Consider the following 18,392-nt stretch of genomic DNA (forward strand, 5'->3'; position numbering starts at 1 on the left):
ACCCGATGGCGATGTGTACCCCCACGGATCTTGAACCCCGCCACCGCCCAGCCGAACAGGAGGCCCCGTGCGCCCTGTGTACTTCGCCGCCGCCCGCCGCACCCCCATCGGTCGGCTGCGTGGCGCCCTGTCCACCGTCCGCCCCGACGACCTCGCCGCAACCGTCCTCAAAGGCCTGCTCGCGGATGTGCCCGCCCTGGACCCGGTCCGTATCGACGACGTCTATTGGGGTGCCGCCAACCAGGCCGGCGAGGACAACCGCAACGTCGCCCGGATGGCAGTGCTGCTGGCCGGCCTGCCGGAGTCCGTGCCCGCAGCCACGGTCAACCGGCTGTGCGCCTCGGGCATGGAGGCGGTCACCGCCGCTGCTCGGACCATCGCCGCGGGCGAGGCCGAGGTGGTGGTGGCCGGCGGCTCGGAGTCGATGAGCCGCGCCCCGTTCGTACTGCCGCGCCCGGACGAGGCGCTGCCGCACAACGTCGAGACGTACGACACCCGGCTCGGCTGGCGGCTGACCAACCCGCGCATGCACCAGCTGCACGGCGTGCTCTCCATGGGTGAGACCGCCGAGGAGGTCGCCGAGCGCTTCGGTGTCGGCCGCGAACAGCAGGACACCTTCGCGCTGCGCAGCCACCGGCGCGCCGCCGCCGCCCGCAAGGACGGCCTCTTCGACGCCGAGATCCTGCCCGTCACCCGGCCCGACGGGGTTGTCGTCACCGCGGATGAGGGCATCCGCGAGGACACCACCGCCGGGCGCCTCGCCTCCCTCAAGCCGGTCTTTCGCCAGGGCGGCAGCGTGACCGCCGGCAATGCCTCCCCGATGAACGACGGTGCTGCCGGGCTGCTGCTGGTCAGCGAGGAGGCGCTGCGCGAACTGGAGCTGGAGCCGCTGGGCCGCTACGCCGCCGGCGCCAGTGCCGGGGTGCACCCCGACACCATGGGCATCGGCCCGGTCCCCGCCACCCGCAAGGTGCTGGCCCGGCTCGGCTGGGACATCGCCGACCTCGAGGAGGCCGAGTTCAACGAGGCCTTCGCCGCCCAGGCACTGGCCTGTATGGACCAGTTGGGCATCGACCCGGAGCTCGTCAACCCGACCGGCGGCGCCATCGCGCTCGGCCACCCCCTCGGCTGCTCCGGCGCCCGCATCCTCACCACCCTGCTGCACCGTATGCGCCGCACCGGCGCATGCCGCGGGCTGGCCACCATGTGTGTCGGCGTCGGCCAGGGCAGCGCCGTGGTCGTCGACCGCGGCTGACACCCACTCCGCACCCGAGGAGCACCAGCGAATGGCCGCCGAGCGCACCCCGCTGCGCCGCGTCGGGCAGCCGGAGGAGATCGCCGCCGTGGTCGCCTTCCTCGCCAGCGACGATGCCTCGTACGTCAGTCGCCAGACCCTGTACGTCAACGGCGGAGCCCGCTGACCCCGATGCCCGTCACGTCATCACGTCTCATCACGTAAGGAAGCTCTGTGAGCAACAGCCATACCCTCGCTCGGTTTGACCCGATGGATCCGCTGGGTCTGGACTCCCAGCTTTCCGAGGACGAACTGGACGTCCGCGACACCGTCCGGAAGTTCTGTGCGGAACACGTGACCCCCTACGTCGCGGACTGGTTCGAGGCCGGTGATCTGCCGACCGCGCGGGAACTCGCCAAGGAGTTCGGCAAACTTGGCGTGCTCGGCATGCACCTCGAGGGCTACGGGTGCGGTGGCGCGAGCGCGGTGCACTACGGTCTGGCCTGCCTGGAACTGGAAGCCGCCGACTCGGGCATTCGCTCGATGGTCTCCGTGCAGGGCTCGCTGGCGATGTACGCGATCTGGGCGAACGGGTCCGAGGAGCACAAGCAGGAGTGGCTGCCGCGCATGGCCGCCGGCGAGGCCATCGGGTGCTTCGGCCTGACCGAACCCGACTCCGGATCCGACCCAGGCTCGATGACGACCAGGGCCCGGCGCGACGGCACGGACTGGATCCTGAACGGCCGCAAGATGTGGATCACCAACGGCAGCATCGCCGACGTCGCCGTGGTCTGGGCGTCCACCGAGGACGGAATCCGTGGTTTCGTCGTTCCGACCGGCACGCCTGGATTCAGCGCCCACAAGATCAAGCACAAGCTTTCCCTGCGGGCATCGGTGACCAGCGAACTGGTGCTGGACGACGTCCGGTTGCCCGGCAGCGCGATGCTGCCCGAGGCGAAGGGGCTCTCCGGGCCACTCGGCTGCCTGTCCGAGGCGCGGTACGGAATCATCTGGGGTGCCATGGGCTCCTCCCGGTCCGCCTGGCAGGCCGCGCTCGAATACGCCCAGCAGCGCACGCAGTTCGGCAAGCCGATCGCCGGCTTCCAGCTCACCCAGGCCAAGCTCGTCGACATGGCGGTGGAGCTGAACAAGGGCCTGCTGCTGGCTCTGCACCTCGGTCGTCAGAAGGACAAGGGGGGCCTGCGCCCCGAACAGGTCAGCTTCGGCAAGCTCAACAACACGCGCGAGGCGCTGGAGATCTGCCGGACCGCGCGCTCCATCCTCGGCGGCAACGGCATCTCACTGGAGTACCCGGTGATCCGGCACATGGTGAACCTCGAAACGGTGCTGACCTACGAGGGCACGGCCGAAATCCATCAACTGGTGCTCGGCCAGGCGTTCACCGGGCACAACGCGTTCCGCGGATAGGAGACAACGATTCCGGATGACCGCAACCCTCTGCTTCGAAGACAAGGAGATCGCCCCCGAGGAGCTGGATGCGCGGGCGCGCAAACTGGCCGGCGGACTGGCGGCGCTGGGGATGCGCGAGGGCGATGTGGTCGCGGTGCTCCTGCGCAACGACCCCGTCTACGTGGACATCATCCTCGCCTGCCGGATCGGCGGGTTCTCCTACTGCCCGATCAACTGGCACTTCACGCCGTCCGAAATCGGCTACATCCTCCAGGACTGCGGTGCCCGGGCGGTGATCGGCCACGCCGATCTGCTGGGCGCGGCACGCGCCGCGCTGCCCCACGGCGTGCCCACACTCGCCGTCGCGGGCGATGCCGGCGGAGAAGCGGCCGCGTATGAGAAGTGGCTGGTACATCAGCCGGATTACAGCGGCCCGGCCGTCGCACCGCGCGGGCACATGGCCTACACCTCGGGCACGACGGGACGGCCCAAAGGTGTGGTCCGCGCCCCCATACCCCTGGGGGAAGTGGAGCTGTACCGGAGGCGGTCCCTGGAGGTGATGGAGGCCAGCTTCGGGGTGCGGGCAGGCTGCCGTGCGCTGATACCGGCTCCGCTGTACCACAGTGCGCCGAGCGGTTTCGCGCAGTGGACGAGCCAGGTCGCCGACACTCTCGTCATCGCGCCTCGCTTCGACGCCGAGCAGACGCTCGCCCTGATCGAGCGCCACCGCGTCGACACCCTGTACTGCGTCCCGACCATGTACGTCCGCCTGCTGAAACTGCCGCGCCGTGTGCGTGAGCGCTATGACGTGTCCTCGCTGCGGTTCGTCGGATCCACGGGCGCGCCGTGTGCTCCCGAGGTGAAGAAGGCGCTGATCGACTGGCTCGGTCCGATCGTGCACGAGACGTACGCCTCCAGCGAGAGCGGCTGGATCACCGTCATCGACTCGGAGGAGGCACTTGAGCGTCCCGGCAGCGTCGGCCGTCCGGTCGGCGAGGCGCGGATCCGCATCATCTCCCCGGACGGCGTGGACTGTCCCCCCGGTGAGACGGGGATCATCTACGTGCGGCAGCCCGCGTACACCGACTTCACCTACCGGAATCACCCCGATGCGCGTGATCGCGTCGGCCTGGACGACTTGATCACCCTGGGGGACATGGGTTACCTCGACGCGGACGGCTACCTCTATATCTGCGATCGCGCGGTGGACATGGTGATCTCCGGCGGAGTCAACATCTATCCGGCCGAGATCGAGAACGCGATCCTTGCGCAGCCCGGTGTGCTCGACTGCGCGGTGTTCGGTGTGCCCGACCCGGAGTTCGGCGAGCGGCTGCACGCCCTGGTGCAGCCGGAGCGCGATGCCGTGATCGAGCCGGGGGAGCTCGGCCAGGCCCTGCGCGCCGGCCTCGCCGGATTCAAGGTGCCGCGGAACATCGAGATCGTCGACGACCTGCCGCGCGACGACAACGGCAAGATCGCCAAGCATCGCATCCGTGCGCATTACGCGGAGCCCGGGGCGCGACAGGCCTGACGGCCCGTTCAAATCCCGCCATCGCATCACGCGTTACGGACAGGACTTCTGGAAAGCCGCTCAGCCGGAACCGCCGTCGGCCGCGACGATCAGATTGAGCACGGTGATGTGCTGCCCGCAGTTCGGACACTCGTGGTCGGTGTCGAGCGAGGGCACCAGCGACCGGCGGCGATCCTGGTCCGCGGCGTCTGCGCGACGGCGGTGGGCCCGCCACCACCGGGTCTTGCACCTGGAGCCGCAGAACCTGCGCGTCGGGTTCCTGCTGGTCCAGGTGAACTCGGCGCCGCACTCGGCACACCGCCGGGCTGCGGTGACCATGTAGCCTCCTCTTCGGCTCGCGGTGAGACTGATTCCGCCTGCATGCATCCAGTAGAGCCCTGCTCCGGTTTCGGCACCGTAACGCCAGTTGTTGCCCCGGCGTCATCCGCTGCCGGTCGGCGCGGTCCGGCCGGACGAGGTGAAACCTCGCCGAAACCACCCTGCATGGAGGATGAGCGCGCCGACAACAGGGGCAGGTGAGGTGTGCACGATGTCCATCCCCGTGAATGGGCGGACGACCATGCGACGAACCGGATTGTCACTCCCTCCCGATCTGTCACTGTCCGAGTGGCGCCACCTCGGCCAGCAGATCCATATCATCGCGGACTCCTCGGCATGGTGGCTGGGCGACTGGCTCATCTTCGGCCAGGAGCACTATCCCGACCGCTACCGACGGGCGCTGAAGCAGACCTCGCTCGACTATCAGACACTCCGCAACTACGCCTGGGTGGCACGGAAGTTCGAGCCCGGCCGACGGCGGGGCAAGCTGAGTTTCCAGCACCACGCAGAGGTAGCCGCCGCCCCGGAGGCCGAGCAGGACGCATGGCTGACCCGGGCCGAGGAGGGCGGCTGGACCCGCAACGAATTACGTCGGCGCATGCGGATGGAGCGGAAATCTCCGGAAGCCTCGGATGAGTCGGCCGTGGTCCAGGTGAAAGTCTTCGCCGAGCGCAGAATCCGTTGGCAGCGCGCGGCGGACATCGCCGGGCTCGGGCTCATGGATTGGATCGTCCAGATGCTGGACGAGGCGGCCGACGACCCCGTCCCGCGTATTCCAGGACCCGCAGCCGCCCCGCCGGCCTTGGGTGTGTAACAGTTCCTCTTTGAACAACCTTGCCGATGGTTGCTGTCCCGCCGGCGGGACAGCAACGGCGGTGTTTCTGGACAGCGTTCCCGCGATTCTTCCGATGCTATCTTCGGCGGCGCTCAGGAAAACGGATGAAGCAGCCGCGGGAGGTATTTCGCATGGTCGTGGTGATGGCCCCGGAGGCCACTCAGGAAGATATCGACGCAGTGGTCCGCCGGGTGCAGGCAGCGGGCGGAAAGGCGTTTGTCAGCCGTGGCGTGACGCGCACGATCGTGGGCCTCGTGGGCGATGTCGGCGAGTTCGACGCCCTCAACCTCGGCCGCCACAGCGGGGTCGCCGACGTGGTGCGGATCTCGGACTCGCACAAGCTGGTCAGCCGCGAGCACCACCCCGCCCGGTCCGTGGTCCGGGTCGGCGGGGTGCCGATCGGCCCTGGCACCCTGACCGTCATCGCCGGCCCGTGCGCCGTCGAGACGCCGGAGCAGACCCTCGCCGCGGCCATGATGGCCAAGGCCGCCGGGGCGTCGCTGCTGCGCGGCGGGGCGTTCAAGCCGCGCACCTCGCCGTATGCCTACCAGGGGCTCGGCGAGGAAGGGCTGCGCATCCTCGCGGACGTCCGGGCCGAGGCCGGCATGCCGATCGTCACCGAGGTCATCGATCCGAGCAGCGTCGAACTCGTCGCCCGCTACGCGGACATGCTTCAGGTCGGCACCCGCAACATGCAGAACTTCGCACTGCTGCAGGCGGTGGGCTCGACAGGGAAGCCGGTACTCCTCAAGCGCGGTTTCGGCGCCACCATCGACGAATGGCTGATGGCCGCCGAGTACATCGCGCAGCGCGGCAACCTCGACATCGTGCTCTGCGAGCGCGGCATTCGGACGTTCGAGACCGCTACCCGCAACACTCTCGACATCAGCGCCGTGCCGGTTGTTCAGCGGCGTTCTCATCTGCCGGTCATCGTGGATCCCTCGCACTCCGGCGGACGGCGAGAACTGGTCGTTCCGCTGACGCGCGCGGCACTGGCCGTCGGCGCCGACGGCGTCATGATCGATGTGCATCCCGAACCGGCCGCAGCCCTCTGTGACGGCGCCCAGGCCCTTGTGGAGGCTGACCTCGACGAGATCTCGAGCATCGTCACGATTCTTTCTCCGCTCATGGGCCGCACGCTCACCCAGCCGGTGCCGCGCGGGGGTTTGAATCCGGTGGGCTGACCGGTACTCAGTTTGAACGGGCGGTGGGGGGCCAGGCGTGATGCGCGCTCGGATCTTGGAAAGCGGGTGAACGTCGAAGGGCGCCACCAGCCGTGATCACACCATCCAGCACCACGAGTTCAAATTGAGTAACTGCCGTACGCCGTCCGGACACGGGGTGTCTAACCGCCGGGCCCGCTGTTAGAGTCGGCGTCGGAAGAGGGGAACGGCCATTCGCGTTTTTTCGCGAAGTGGAGCAACGGGGGGTGGCCGAATGTGTTCGGCCATGGTCAGTGATCTTCAAATGCGGCGTCCAAAGTTCGCCCGCTTTCCCCCGATGGAATTCATTCATTTCTGGACGAGCTCGCGCTGGAGTGGGGGGTGGCGATGTTCGAGCAAGAACACGGGGAAGTGGTCGCCGAAGTCGACATCGCGTCGATTTCGACAGCTGAAACACCGCGAAGTTCAGGGGAGGACCCGGAGCACGTACGAGCGCTGGCGGAGGCTGAAGTTCCGTTACCGCCCATCATCGTCCACCGATCCACGATGCGGGTTGTCGACGGTGCCCACCGGCTACGGGCCGCGGAGCTCCGCGGCGACACAACGATCAGAGTCAGATTCTTCGACGGCAGCAAGGCCGACGCGTTCGTCCTCGCCGTCGGATCGAACATCGCTCACGGCCTGCCGCTGTCCATGGCGGACCGGAAGTCCGCGGCCGCACGCATCATCGTGTCGCACCCCCAGTGGTCGGACCGGATGATCGCGTCGGTCTCGGGGGTCTCGGCGGGCACCGTCGCCGAGATCCGCCGGCGGACGTCGGCCGAGGACGTGGGCAGTGGCAGCCGGATCGGCCAGGACGGCCGGGTCCGTCCCATCAACAGAGCCGCGGGGCGCGAACTGGCGAGCAGGCTCATCACGGCGAACCCGGGCCTGTCGCTGCGGCAGATAGCCCGGGCCGCGGGGATCTCCCCGGAGACGGCCCGGGATGTCAGAAACCGGATGAGCAGAGGCGAGGACCCCTTGCCGAAGCCGCGCGGCGCGGTAGAGGCGGCCGGGAGCCGGCGAGCCGAGGTCCTGAGCCGGGCCACGGCAGGTGCGGCCGCCGCCGAGGTGGTCCCGGTGGCCGAGCGCCTCGCGGCCGTCCACCGCCTCAAGTCGGACCCCGCCCTGCGGTTCAACGAAACGGGCCGCAGGCTGCTCCGGCTGCTCAACGTCAACATGCTCAGCGCAGAGGAATGGCAGGAGATCATCGAGAACGTACCGCCGCACTGCAGCAGCATCGTCGCCCGCCTTGCCCGTGAGTGCGCGGGGATGTGGGACGAGATCGCAGTCCGGGTGGATCTCCAGCTCGCCCAGTCAGGCACCCAACCTCGGGCGTCCAAGCAGCGAGAATCTCTGGTTGGACAGCTCTGACTGAACACATGGCCTAAAAAATCCGGCCAGGACGAAGGCACCCGTCCTGGCCGGTTCGTGTGTGCGGCGGCAGCCGCGGCTCAGCGTACGGTGCGCAGCTCCCGGGCCTCCGTGACATCGGCGCAGCCCGCCAGCCCCAGGGACGTCCGCAGCTCGGCGGCCAGCAGCTCGAACACCCGCCGGACGCCTGCCTCACCGGCCGCGGCCAGGCCCCAGATCACCGGCCGCCCCACCAGCACCCCGGCCGCGCCGAGGGCCAGGGCCTTGAGGATGTCCGTACCGCTGCGGACGCCGCTGTCGAGCAGCAGTTCACAGCGGCCGCCGAGCACGGGCGCCAGCTCCGCCAGCGCGTCGAGGCTCGGCACGGCGCCGTCGAGCTGCCGTCCGCCGTGGTTGGAGACCACCACCGCGTCGACCCCGGACTCGGCGGCGCGCACTGCGTCCTCGGGCGCCAGGATGCCCTTGAGCAGCAGCGGCAGCCGGGTGCGCTCCCTCAGCTGGGCCACCGCCGCCCAGGTCACCGCCGGGGAGAACGCCTGGCTGGTGTGCGCGGCCACGGCCGAGGCGTCGGCGGGCCGGATGTGCGCCGTCCCGCCGGCGTTGATGTTGGCGGCCCGCACCTCGGCCGGGAGCGTGAACCGATTGCGTACGTCCCGCAGCCGGCGGCCCATCCACGGCACGTCGACGGTGAGCATGACCGCCTCGCAGCCGGCGTCCTCGGCCCGGCGGGCGAGCTCCAGGGTCCGGTCGCCGTCGCGCAGCCAGTACAGCTGGAACCAGACGGACCCGCCGACCGCGGTGATCTCCTCGACCGGCACGCTGCTCAGCGTGCTGACCGTGAACGGCACCCCCGCGGCCTTCGCCGCCCGGGCGGTGGCGAGTTCACCGTCGGGGCTGACCAGCCGGTGATACGCGACCGGGGCCACGGCCAGCGGCATCCCCGCCGGCCGGCCGAGCAGCGCGGCGTCCGTCGTGCACTGCGAGACGTCCCGCAGCACCCGGGGGACGAGGAATGTGCGGTCGAACGCCGCGCGGTTGGCGGCCAGCGTCGTCTCGTCGCCGCTGCCGCCCGCCACGAAGTCCCGGACGTCGGGGGGCAGGACGGCCGCGGCGGCGTGCTCGAAGTCGGCCAGGCACTCGGCGGCGGCCGCGGGGCGGTCAGCGCCGGAACTCACGCTGCCCGGTCCTCTCCAGCTCCACGGCCTCGTACAGCGCCTTGATGTTCGCGCTGCCAAAGGTCTGGGCCCCCTGCCGCTCGATGACCTCGAAGAAGAGGGTGTGCCGCGGGTGGTTGGAGGCGGTGAAGATCTGGAACAGCTGCCCGTCGTGGTCCTCGTCGGCGAGCACCCCGGTGGCGCGCAGGTCGTCGAGGCGCTGCGGGCTGAGGTCGATCCGCTCGCCGAGCAGGTCGTAGTACGCGTCGGGCGTGGTGAGGAAGGTGACGCCGCGGCCGGCCAGGACGCGTACGGAGCGGACGGCGTCCTGTGAGGAGAAGGCGAGGTGCTGCACGCCCGCGCCCTGGTGGCTCTTCAGGAACTCGTCTATCTGCCCAGGCAGGGCCGTGCTGTCGGGCTCGATGAGCGTGAGCGTGACGGTGCCGGCTCCGCCCTGCACGACCTTCGAGTTCATCGCCTGGGCGCCGACGACGATGTGCTCCGCGAAGACGTCCCGGAAGCCGAGCGCATGCTGGTAGTACGCAACGGCCGGGCCGAGGTCGCCGGTGTTGAGGCAGACCGCGATGTGGTCGATGTCGAGCAGGCCCACGTCGGCGCTCGGCGGACCGGCCGCGGGCAGCGCCGGCACAAAGCCGACGGGCAGCCCGGGGCCGGCGTCCGGGGCGCGCTGGACGAGAGTGTGGACGACGTCCCCGAAGCCCTGCACCGCTGCGGTGACGGCCGGGCCGTCCCCGGCGTGCCGGGTCGGCTGCCGGTGGATCCGGGCGCCGTTCGCCACTGCGGCCTCGAAGGCCGCCCGCACGTCGGCGGTGCGCAGTGCGATGTCCGCGACGCCGTCGCCGTGGGTGAGCACGTACGCCGAGGCGGGGTGGTGGTCGGAGGTCGCCTCGGTGAGCACCAGGGTGATCTCCCCGTGCCGCAGCGCCAGGCTGCGGTGTTCCGCGGAACCGCCGCTGCCGACGACGGTGAACGCATACCGGTCGACCCACTGGAATGCGGCCGACTCCAGGTTCTCCACATACAACTCGATGTAGTCGATGGCGAGATCAGCGAGCGGCTCCGCTGCTTTCGATGAATTCCGCATGTCCGTCCCCAGATCCGGAAGAAAATCGAGTCCGCCGAACTCTAGGCGGCCGTTCGGGCGTCCAGCCATCCGCGCCATTCCAGCGATTACCGGGCTCGTGGACACCGGGCCTTCTCCATAAACTGTGCCGCGCTTTTGTTTCCGGGCCGCGGTCCCCTCGGACAGGTGATGTCTTGTGATTCGCTCCATGGCTGTCATCGGCACCGGCCTGATCGGTACGTCGGTCGCGCTCGCCGCCAGCAGGCAGGGCGTGTCGGTGTATCTCTCCGACCGGAACAGGGCCGCCGCCAGGACCGCCGCCGCACTCGGCGCGGGCCGGGCGGAGGACCCGCCGGAGCAGGTCGACCTGGCCGTGCTCGCGGTGCCGCCGAGCCAGATCGCCGCCGTCCTCATCGCGCTGCAGGGCCGCGGTCTGGCCCGCGCCTACACCGATGTGGCGAGCGTGAAGGCCGGCCCGGAGCAGGCCGTGCTCAGCCGCGCCCCCGAACCCGCCCGGTACGTCGGCGGCCATCCGCTGGCCGGCCGGGAGCGGTCGGGGCCGCTGGCGGCGCGGGCCGAGCTGTTCCAGGGCCGGCCCTGGGCGCTGACGCCGCACCGGCTGACGTCGCGCGCCGCCCTCGACCGGGGCCTGGAGCTGGCGGAGTTGTGCGGCGCCGCCCCGGTGGTGATGCGGAGCCGGGAGCACGACGAGGTGGTGGCACTGACCTCGCACGTTCCGCATCTGCTGGCCAGTCTGATGGCGGCCCGGCTGCGCGAGGGCCCGGCCGGGGTGCCACTGCTGGCCGGGCAGGGCCTGCGCGATGTGACCCGGATCGCCGCCGGCGACCCGCGGCTGTGGGGCGACATCCTGCAGTCCAACGCGGCCGCCATGGCCGGGGTGGTGAAGGACCTGCAGGCGGATCTGTCCCGGGTGGCGACGGCGCTCGACGTGCTCGCCGGGGCGGACGACGGGGGCCGGACCCAGGGCGTACGGACCCTGGAGGACCTGCTCGCCCGGGGCATCGCCGGGCTCGCGGAGCTCCCGCGGCCGGGCGCAGGACCGTCCGTGGGCGAGGCGGCGCTACGGGTCCTGGTCCCGGACCGTCCCGGGGAGCTGGCCCGGTTCCTGGGTGCCGTCGCGGTGCTCGGCATCTGCGTCGACGACGTCGCCGTGGAGGCCGCGGAGGAGAGCGGGCTGAGCGTGTGCATCCCCGTTCCCGCGGCCGATGCCGAGCGGATCGAGGCCAAGCTCAGCGCCGACGGATGGGACACCGTACCGGGCGAATTGGTGCCCGGGAGATAGCGCCCGACAAGGCCGTCGACAAGGCAGTCCAAGCGCGCAGTTCGGCCAGTTGGACGGCGTTGTCGAGACGCTGGCGAGCGTGTGATGCTGAGGCTTCCAAGCCCTCATTCATTGTCACCCCGGGGGAAATTCATGGCAGGAACCACCGTCGCCGCGCAGACCCGTTCGCGGGATTATCTGGAAATGGCAGAGCTGCACGGCAGCGTTTCCGCGCCGGTGCTGGACACGATGAACTTCCTCAATGAGGTGACCCATCGCTATCCGGACGCGATTTCCTTCGCCCCGGGCCGGCCGTACGACGGCTTCTTCGACACCGAGCAGGTCTTCGCCCACGTCCGGCGGTATCTGGACCACCTGGCCGAGCAGGGGAGTTCGGAGGCCGACATCCGCACCGCGCTGTACCAGTACGGGCCGACCGCGGGGCTGATCCGCGGGATCATCGCGGACTCGCTGCGCGCGGACGAGGACACCGACGTGCCGGCCGAGTCCATCGTGGTGACCGTCGGCGCCCAGGAGGCCATGCTGCTGGTGCTGCGCGCGCTCATCGCCGGCCCCGACGACGTGCTGCTGCTCTCCAGCCCTTGCTATGTGGGGATCACCGGCGCGGCCCGGCTGCTCGACGTGGCCGTGCGCCCGGTGGAGGAGCGCGAGGACGGGTTCAGCGCCGCCGACCTGGAGGCCGCGGTGCTGGCGGAGCGGGCGCGCGGCCGCCGCCCCCGCGCGTTCTACGTGGTGCCCGACCACTCCAACCCGTCCGGGAACACGATGGGGCCGCAGGCCCGGGAAGAGCTGCTGGAGCTCGCCGAGCGCCACGACTTCCTGGTGCTGGAGGACAGCCCGTACCGGCAGGTGAGCCCCGGCACGCCGCAGCCGACGCTGAAGTCCCGGGACCGTGCCCGCCGCGTCGTGCACCTGGGCTCGTACTCCAAGACCGTCTTCCCCGGCGCCCGGGTCGGCTTCGTCGTCGCCGACCAGCGGGTCCGGGACGCCGCGGGCGGCGAGCATCTGCTGGCGGACGAACTCGCCAAGATCAAGAGCATGGTGACGGTGAACACCTCGTCGCTGAGCCAGGCCGCCGTGGCGGGAGCGCTGCTCGGCGCCCGGGGCCGGCTGTCGGAGCTGAACGCCGGGGCGGCCGCGTACTACGGCGACGCGATGCGGGAGATGCTGCGGCAGCTGGACGCCCAGCTGCCCGCCGCCCGCCGGGAGGCCCTCGGGGTGCGCTGGAACAAGCCCAGCGGCGGCTTCTTCCTCACCATGCGCGTCCCGTTCCGGGTGGACAACACCGTACTGACCACGTCCGCAGAGGACTTCGGCGTGATCTGGACGCCGATGACGCACTTCTATCCCGGCACCGGCGGCCACCACGGCATCCGGCTGTCGACCAGCTGTCTGACGCCTGCCGAGATCGAAGAGGGCACGGCGAGGCTCGCACGCTTCGTCGAGGCGCACAGCACGCCGCTTATGAACCAGCAGGTTCCAACGAGCAGTTCCCAGTGAGAAAGGCGAGGCACATGTCCGGACTGAGTCGCCATCGACGACCGCGGAGCAAGCCGCGTATGTGGGGGTGGACCTTCCGATGACCCTGGCAGCCGAGTTACGGCCCCGCGCCCTCGGCGTGGGTACGGCGGTGACGCCCACGTCGTACACCCAGCAGGAGGTGCTCGACGCCTTCGAGATCACCGACCCCAAGATCCGTTCGGTCTTCCTGAACAGCGCCATCGAGCGCCGTCATCTGACGCTCCCGCCGCCGGACGGCAAGGGAGGCCGGGTCTACGAGCCGCAGGGCGACCTGCTCGACAAGCACAAGGCCAAGGCCATGGAGATGGGCGCCGACGCGCTGCGCGCCTGTCTGAAGCGGGCCGGCGCCGAGCTCTCCGATCTGCGCCATCTGTGCTGTGTGACGTCCACCGGACTGCTCACCCCGGGACTGAGCGCCCTGCTCATCAAGGAGCTCGGCATCGACCGGCACTGCAGCCGCTCCGACATCGTGGGCATGGGCTGCAACGCCGGCCTGAACGCCCTCAACGTGGTTGCGGGCTGGACCGCGGCGCACCCCGGCGAACTCGCCGTCGTGCTCTGCGCGGAGGCCTGCTCCGCCGCGTACGCCATGGACTCGACGATGCGCACGGCCGTCGTGAACAGCCTCTTCGGCGACGGCGCGAGCGCGATCGCGCTCCGCTCGGGCGCGGGCCCGGACGACGCGGCCGCCCCCGAAGGGCCGCACATCCTCAAGTTCGCCAGCTGCATCATCCCGGACGCCTCCGACGCCATGCGCTACGACTGGGACCGGGAGCAGGGCCGCTTCAGCTTCTTCCTGGACCCGCAGGTCCCCTACGTGGTCGGTGCCCACGCCGAACTGGTCGTGGACCGGCTGCTGGCGGACACGGGCCTGCGCCGGAGCGACATCTCCCACTGGCTGGTGCACTCCGGCGGCAAGAAGGTCATCGACGCCGTCGTGGTCAATCTCGGGCTGACCCGGCACGACGTCCGGCACACCGTCGGTGTACTGCGCGACTACGGCAACGTGTCGAGCGGCTCGTTCCTGTTCTCGTACGAACGGCTCCTGGACGAGGGAGTCGCCAAGCCAGGTGAGTACGGCGTGCTGATGACCATGGGGCCCGGCTCCACGATCGAGACGGCCCTGGTCCAGTGGTGAACGCGGAGGGTGTCATGGAAGAACTGCTGGCCGTTGTGATCGACGGGTCCGAGCCGCTGTCGGCCGCGACCGTGAAGGCCGTGCAGGCCGTGTGCGACGAGGCCGAGGACCGCCCCGGCTCCGGCGTCGTCGCCCTTCAGATCAGCGGGGCCCCGGCACAGGGCTGGACCAGCGGCCTCGACGTGATGCAGGTCAGCAAGTGGGAGCGGACGCTGCGCCGGCTGGAGCGGCTGCCGCGGGCCACCGTCGCGGTGGCCTCGGGCGACTGCGGCGGCGCGGCCCTGGACGCCTTCCTCACCTGCGACGTCCGGGTGGTCACCCCGGGCACCCGGCTGCTCGTCCCCGGGGACGGGACGGCGACCTGGCCCGGGATGGCCGGCTACCGGCTCGTCCAGCTGGCCGGGGCCGCGCGGGTCCGCCGGGCGCTGCTGTTCGGCTTGCCCATCGAGGCCCCCGAGGCGCTCACGCTCGGCATCGCCGACGAGCTGGCCTACGACCCGGCCGCTGCCGTCGCGACCGCCGCCGGGCTGGTCAGCGGGCTGGCCGGCAAGGAGGTCGCGATCCGCCGGCAGCTGCTCTTCGACGCCTCGACGACCAGCTTCGAGGACGCCCTCGGCCCGCATCTGGCCGCCTGCGACCGGGCGTTGCGGGTGCCCGTGGCGGAGGCGTCGTGAGCGTCCCGCTCTGGCCGGAGCTGCAGGAGGCGGCCCACCGCGTCGACGAACTCGTGGTGGCGCTGCCCGAGCCCGGCGCGCGGCTGCCCGAGGAGCGGGCGGAGATCGCCGCGGCGAAGGACGCCGCCCGGGCGCTGCGGATGCGCTATCTGCAGACGCACGCCGACGCCGTGTACGCCCACCTCACCAGCGACGGCCTCGAAGAGCTCCGCCCCGCGGAGCTCGTCAAGGCCGCCGCGGCCGAGTTCCCCGCGCTGGTGCCGACGGCCGGGCAGCTCGCGGCCGACCGCAGCAGGCGGCAGGCGGACAAGGAGGGGTACGAGATCGACCAGGGCATCTTCCTGCGCGCCGTGCTGGGCTCGCCCCAGGCGGGACCGCATCTGCTCGACGCGATGCTCCGGCCGACGCCGCGGGCGCTGCGGCTGCTGCCGGAGTTCACCCGGACCGGCGTCGTCGAGACGACGTCCGTCCGGGTGGAGCGCCGGGACGACGCGGCGTATCTGACGATGTGCCGGGACGACTGCCTGAACGCCGAGGACGACCAGCAGGTCGACGACATGGAGACCGCCGTCGACCTCGCGCTTCTCGACCCGGAGGTGAGGGTGGGTGTGCTGCGCGGCGGCACGATGACCCATCCCCGCTACCGGGGCCGGCGGGTGTTCAGCGCGGGAATCAACCTCAAGAGCCTGCACTCCGGCGGTATTTCGCTGGTCGGCTTCCTCCTGCGCCGCGAGCTCGGCTATATCCACAAGCTCCTCAGGGGAGTACGCACCGAGGACGCGCCCTGGCACTCCCGTACGGTCGAAAAACCCTGGGTCGCCGCCGTCGAGACGTTCGCCATCGGCGGCGGCACCCAGCTGCTGCTCGTCTTCGACCATGTGCTGGCCGCGTCGGACGCCTATCTCAGCCTGCCCGCGGCCCGTGAGGGCATCGTGCCCGGGGCGGGCAACTTCCGGCTCGGCCGGCACACCGGACCGCGGGTCTCCCGGCAGATCATCCTGCAGGGCCGCCGGATCCGGGCCACCGAACCCGACGCCCGGCTGCTGATCGACGAGGTCGTCGAGCCGGAGGAGATCGACGCGGCCGTGGCCGGCGCCGTGGAGCGGCTGCGCAGCCCGGCGGTCGTGCCCAACCGGCGGATGCTCAACGGAGCCGAGGAGCCGGTCGAGGAATTCCGCCGCTACATGGCCGAGTTCGCGCTGCAGCAGGCCCTGCGTCTGTACGGCGAGGACGTCATCGGCAAGGTGGGCCGCTTCGCGGGGCAGGGCGCATGACCGCCGCCCGCGCCCGGGTGCGCTACGAGAAGAAGGACAACATCGCCCACGTCACGCTCGACCGGCCCGAGGTCCTCAACGCGATGGACCGGCGGATGCACGAGGAGCTGGCCGGTATCTGGGACGACATCGAGACGGACGACCAGGTGCGGGTGGCGGTCCTCACCGGAGCGGGCGAGCGGGCCTTCTCCGTCGGGCAGGACCTCAAGGAGCGGGCCAGTCTCGACGCGGCCGGCACGCCGGTGACCACGTTCGGCAGCCGCGGGCTGCCGGGCCGGCCGCGGCTGACCGACCGCTTCACGCTGTCCAAGCCGGTGCTCGCCCGGGTGCACGGCTATGCGCTGGGCGGCGGCTTCGAACTCGCACTGGCCTGCGACCTGATCGTCGCCTCGGACCAGGCCGTCTTCAGCCTGCCCGAGGCGCGGCTCGGTCTGATTCCGGGCGCGGGTGGGGTGTTCCGGATGGCCCGGCAGCTGCCGCAGAAGGTGGCGATGGGCTATCTGCTGACCGGCCGCCGGATGAGTGCGGCGACCGCGCTTGCGCACGGGCTGGTCAACGAGGTGGTGCCGGCGGAGCAGTTGGACCGGTGCGTGGCGGAGTGGACGGACGACCTCGTCCGCAGCGCTCCGCTGTCGGTCCGGGCCATCAAGGAGGCAGCGCAGAAGTCCGTCGACATCCCGCTGGAGGAAGCGTTCACGACCACGTACGTCTGGGAGGAACGCCGCAGGCGCAGCACGGACGCCGTCGAAGGAGTCCGGGCGTTCGTGGAGAAGCGCCGTCCCGTCTGGTCCGGCCGCTGAGGGCGCGGACCGCCGCATGAGCAACTACGCCAGGAGGCGGAAGCATGGGTAGTGAGGGTCGTCAGGAGTACGACGTCGTGGTGGTCGGGGGTGGTCCCGGTGGTTCGACACTGGCCGCACTCGTCGCGATGCAGGGGCACCGGGTCCTGATTCTGGAGAAGGAGACCTTTCCGCGGTATCAGATAGGCGAGTCGCTGCTGCCGTCGACGATTCACGGCGTCTGCAAGATGACCGGGGTCTCGGAGAAGCTGGCCGCGGCCGGGTTCACGCCGAAGAAGGGCGGGACGTTCCGCTGGGGCGCCAACCCGGAGCCGTGGACGTTCTCCTTCTCGGTGTCCCCGAAGATCGCGGGGGCCACCTCGCACGCGTATCAGGTCGAACGCTCGAAGTTCGACAACATCCTGCTGGAACACGCGGTGGAGAAGGGCGCGGAGGTCCGCTTCCAGGCGTCGGTCTCCGATGTGATCGAGGACGGCGAGCGGGTCACCGGGGTGACGTACACCGACGCCGACGGGACCGCGCACGAGGTGCACGCGAAGTTCGTCGTGGACGCCTCGGGCAACGGGAGCCGGCTGTACAAGCGGGTGGGCGGCACCCGGGAGTACTCGGAGTTCTTCCGCAGCCTCGCCCTGTTCGGCTACTTCGAGGGCGGCAAGCGGCTGCCCGCCCCGAATTCGGGCAACATCCTGTCCGCGGCGTTCGAGAGCGGCTGGTTCTGGTACATCCCGCTCACCCCGGACCTCACCAGCGTCGGCGCGGTCGTCCGGCGGGAGAACGCCGACAAGATCCAGGGCGATCCGGAGCAGGCCCTGCAAGCGCTGATCGACGAGTGCCCGCTGATCAAGGAGTATCTGGCGGACGCGAGCCGGGTGAAGGACGGCCAGTACGGCCAGCTGCGGGTGCGCAAGGACTACTCGTACCACCAGACGAAGTTCTGGCGGCCCGGCCTGGTGCTCATCGGCGACGCCGCCTGCTTCGTCGACCCCGTCTTCTCCTCCGGCGTCCATCTGGCCACCTACAGCGCCTTGCTGGCGGCCCGATCGATCGGCAGCACGCTGGCCGGGCTGGTCTCCGAGGAGGCGGCGTTCACCGAGTTCGAGGCCCGCTACCGCCGGGAGTACGGCGTCTTCTACGAGTTCCTGATGTCCTTCTACGACATGCACGTCGACGAGAACTCCTACTTCTGGTCGGCGAAGAAGGTCACCCAGAACCAGCACACGGAGCTGGAGTCGTTCGTCGAGCTGGTCGCCGGCGTCTCGTCCTCGGAGTTCGACCTCGACGGGGCCGAGTCGGCCGCGCTGCGGATGAAGTCGAAGTCGGCGGAGTTCGTCTCCGCCATCGACGAGGTGTCCGCGGACAGCGAGGGGAACATGACGCCGCTGTTCCGCTCCTCCGCGGTGCGGCAGGCGATGCAGGAGGGGGCGCAGGTGCAGAGCCGGGCGTTCCTCGGCGAGGACCTCGGCGCGGACGTGCCGATGTTCCCCGGCGGGCTCATCACCTCCGACGACGGCATGCTCTGGCAGCCCGGACCGGCCTGACG

17 protein-coding genes are annotated in these 18,392 nt (G+C 70.5%); 14 read left to right on the forward strand and 3 right to left on the reverse strand.

The annotated features are described in order from the left end of the window. Positions 1-67 precede the first annotated feature (67 nt). The 4 genes from ACTWQC_RS18180 to ACTWQC_RS18195 all read left to right on the forward strand — a co-directional run bounded on the left by ACTWQC_RS18180 (position 68) and on the right by ACTWQC_RS18195 (position 4,175). Positions 68-1,255 (forward strand): acetyl-CoA C-acyltransferase, encoded by a 1,188-nt coding sequence (locus ACTWQC_RS18180; protein WP_443316759.1) that lies wholly within the window; start codon positions 68-70, stop codon positions 1,253-1,255. Positions 1,256-1,286: 31 nt separating this feature from the next. After that, entirely contained in the window at positions 1,287-1,421 is a 135-nt protein-coding gene (locus ACTWQC_RS18185; RefSeq protein ID WP_443316760.1) for an SDR family oxidoreductase, read from the forward strand. A gap of 83 nt (positions 1,422-1,504) precedes the next feature. Beyond that, positions 1,505-2,662 (forward strand): acyl-CoA dehydrogenase family protein, encoded by a 1,158-nt coding sequence (locus ACTWQC_RS18190; RefSeq protein ID WP_443316845.1) that lies wholly within the window; start codon positions 1,505-1,507, stop codon positions 2,660-2,662. 16 nt (positions 2,663-2,678) lie between these two features. After that, positions 2,679-4,175, forward strand: a complete 1,497-nt coding sequence (locus tag ACTWQC_RS18195) for an AMP-binding protein (protein ID WP_443316761.1) — start codon at positions 2,679-2,681, stop codon at positions 4,173-4,175. Between the two features lie 60 nt (positions 4,176-4,235). Here the strand turns inward: ACTWQC_RS18195 and ACTWQC_RS18200 are convergent, their stop codons facing one another. Further along, positions 4,236-4,493: a hypothetical protein gene (locus ACTWQC_RS18200; protein WP_443316762.1), complete on the reverse strand. Its 258-nt coding sequence runs from the start codon at positions 4,491-4,493 to the stop codon at positions 4,236-4,238. A 211-nt stretch (positions 4,494-4,704) separates the two neighbouring features. Here ACTWQC_RS18200 and ACTWQC_RS18205 point away from each other — a divergent pair, with 211 nt between their 5' ends. The 3 genes from ACTWQC_RS18205 (at position 4,705) to ACTWQC_RS18215 (ending at position 7,904) form a co-directional block, all read left to right on the forward strand. Next, entirely contained in the window at positions 4,705-5,307 is a 603-nt protein-coding gene (locus ACTWQC_RS18205; RefSeq protein ID WP_443316763.1) for an LmbU family transcriptional regulator, read from the forward strand. 164 nt (positions 5,308-5,471) lie between these two features. Next, positions 5,472-6,512 (forward strand): 3-deoxy-7-phosphoheptulonate synthase, encoded by a 1,041-nt coding sequence (gene aroF, locus ACTWQC_RS18210; RefSeq protein WP_443316764.1) that lies wholly within the window; start codon positions 5,472-5,474, stop codon positions 6,510-6,512. Positions 6,513-7,037: 525 nt separating this feature from the next. Beyond that, positions 7,038-7,904: a hypothetical protein gene (locus ACTWQC_RS18215; RefSeq protein ID WP_443316765.1), complete on the forward strand. Its 867-nt coding sequence runs from the start codon at positions 7,038-7,040 to the stop codon at positions 7,902-7,904. 80 nt (positions 7,905-7,984) lie between these two features. Here ACTWQC_RS18215 and ACTWQC_RS18220 read toward each other — a convergent pair whose 3' ends face one another. Together ACTWQC_RS18220 and hppD are read right to left on the reverse strand one after the other, a co-directional pair. After that, entirely contained in the window at positions 7,985-9,079 is a 1,095-nt protein-coding gene (locus tag ACTWQC_RS18220) for an alpha-hydroxy acid oxidase (protein ID WP_443316766.1), read from the reverse strand. Beyond that, positions 9,063-10,163 carry a 4-hydroxyphenylpyruvate dioxygenase gene (hppD, locus tag ACTWQC_RS18225; RefSeq protein WP_443316767.1) on the reverse strand — a complete coding sequence of 367 codons (1,101 nt, stop codon included), beginning with the start codon at positions 10,161-10,163 and terminating at the stop codon, positions 9,063-9,065. Before hppD ends, ACTWQC_RS18220 begins: the two co-directional genes overlap by 17 nt. A 187-nt stretch (positions 10,164-10,350) precedes the next feature. Here hppD and ACTWQC_RS18230 point away from each other — a divergent pair, with 187 nt between their 5' ends. The 7 genes from ACTWQC_RS18230 (at position 10,351) to ACTWQC_RS18260 (ending at position 18,390) form a co-directional block, all read left to right on the forward strand. Next, entirely contained in the window at positions 10,351-11,445 is a 1,095-nt protein-coding gene (locus tag ACTWQC_RS18230) for a prephenate dehydrogenase (RefSeq protein WP_443316768.1), read from the forward strand. A 183-nt stretch (positions 11,446-11,628) separates the two neighbouring features. Next, a complete protein-coding gene (locus ACTWQC_RS18235) occupies positions 11,629-12,945 on the forward strand; it encodes an aminotransferase-like domain-containing protein (RefSeq protein WP_443316769.1) in 1,317 nt (438 codons plus the stop codon). A gap of 79 nt (positions 12,946-13,024) precedes the next feature. Next, positions 13,025-14,104, forward strand: a complete 1,080-nt coding sequence (gene dpgA / locus ACTWQC_RS18240) for a 3,5-dihydroxyphenylacetyl-CoA synthase DpgA (protein ID WP_443316770.1) — start codon at positions 13,025-13,027, stop codon at positions 14,102-14,104. 14 nt (positions 14,105-14,118) lie between these two features. Then, entirely contained in the window at positions 14,119-14,778 is a 660-nt protein-coding gene (gene dpgB, locus ACTWQC_RS18245; RefSeq protein ID WP_443316771.1) for an enoyl-CoA-hydratase DpgB, read from the forward strand. Further along, complete coding sequence (gene dpgC, locus ACTWQC_RS18250) at positions 14,775-16,052, forward strand: (3,5-dihydroxyphenyl)acetyl-CoA 1,2-dioxygenase DpgC (protein WP_443316772.1); 1,278 nt, start codon at positions 14,775-14,777, stop codon at positions 16,050-16,052. The genes dpgB and dpgC overlap by 4 nt, the downstream gene beginning before the upstream one ends. After that, complete coding sequence (dpgD, locus tag ACTWQC_RS18255) at positions 16,049-16,852, forward strand: enoyl-CoA-hydratase DpgD (RefSeq protein WP_443316773.1); 804 nt, start codon at positions 16,049-16,051, stop codon at positions 16,850-16,852. The genes dpgC and dpgD overlap by 4 nt, the downstream gene beginning before the upstream one ends. 44 nt (positions 16,853-16,896) lie before the next feature. Continuing rightward, positions 16,897-18,390: a tryptophan 7-halogenase gene (locus ACTWQC_RS18260; protein ID WP_443316774.1), complete on the forward strand. Its 1,494-nt coding sequence runs from the start codon at positions 16,897-16,899 to the stop codon at positions 18,388-18,390. Positions 18,391-18,392 lie beyond the last annotated feature (2 nt).

This window comes from Streptomyces sp. 8N616 (genome assembly GCF_052246385.1).
Taxonomy (GTDB): Bacteria; Actinomycetota; Actinomycetes; order Streptomycetales; family Streptomycetaceae; genus Streptomyces.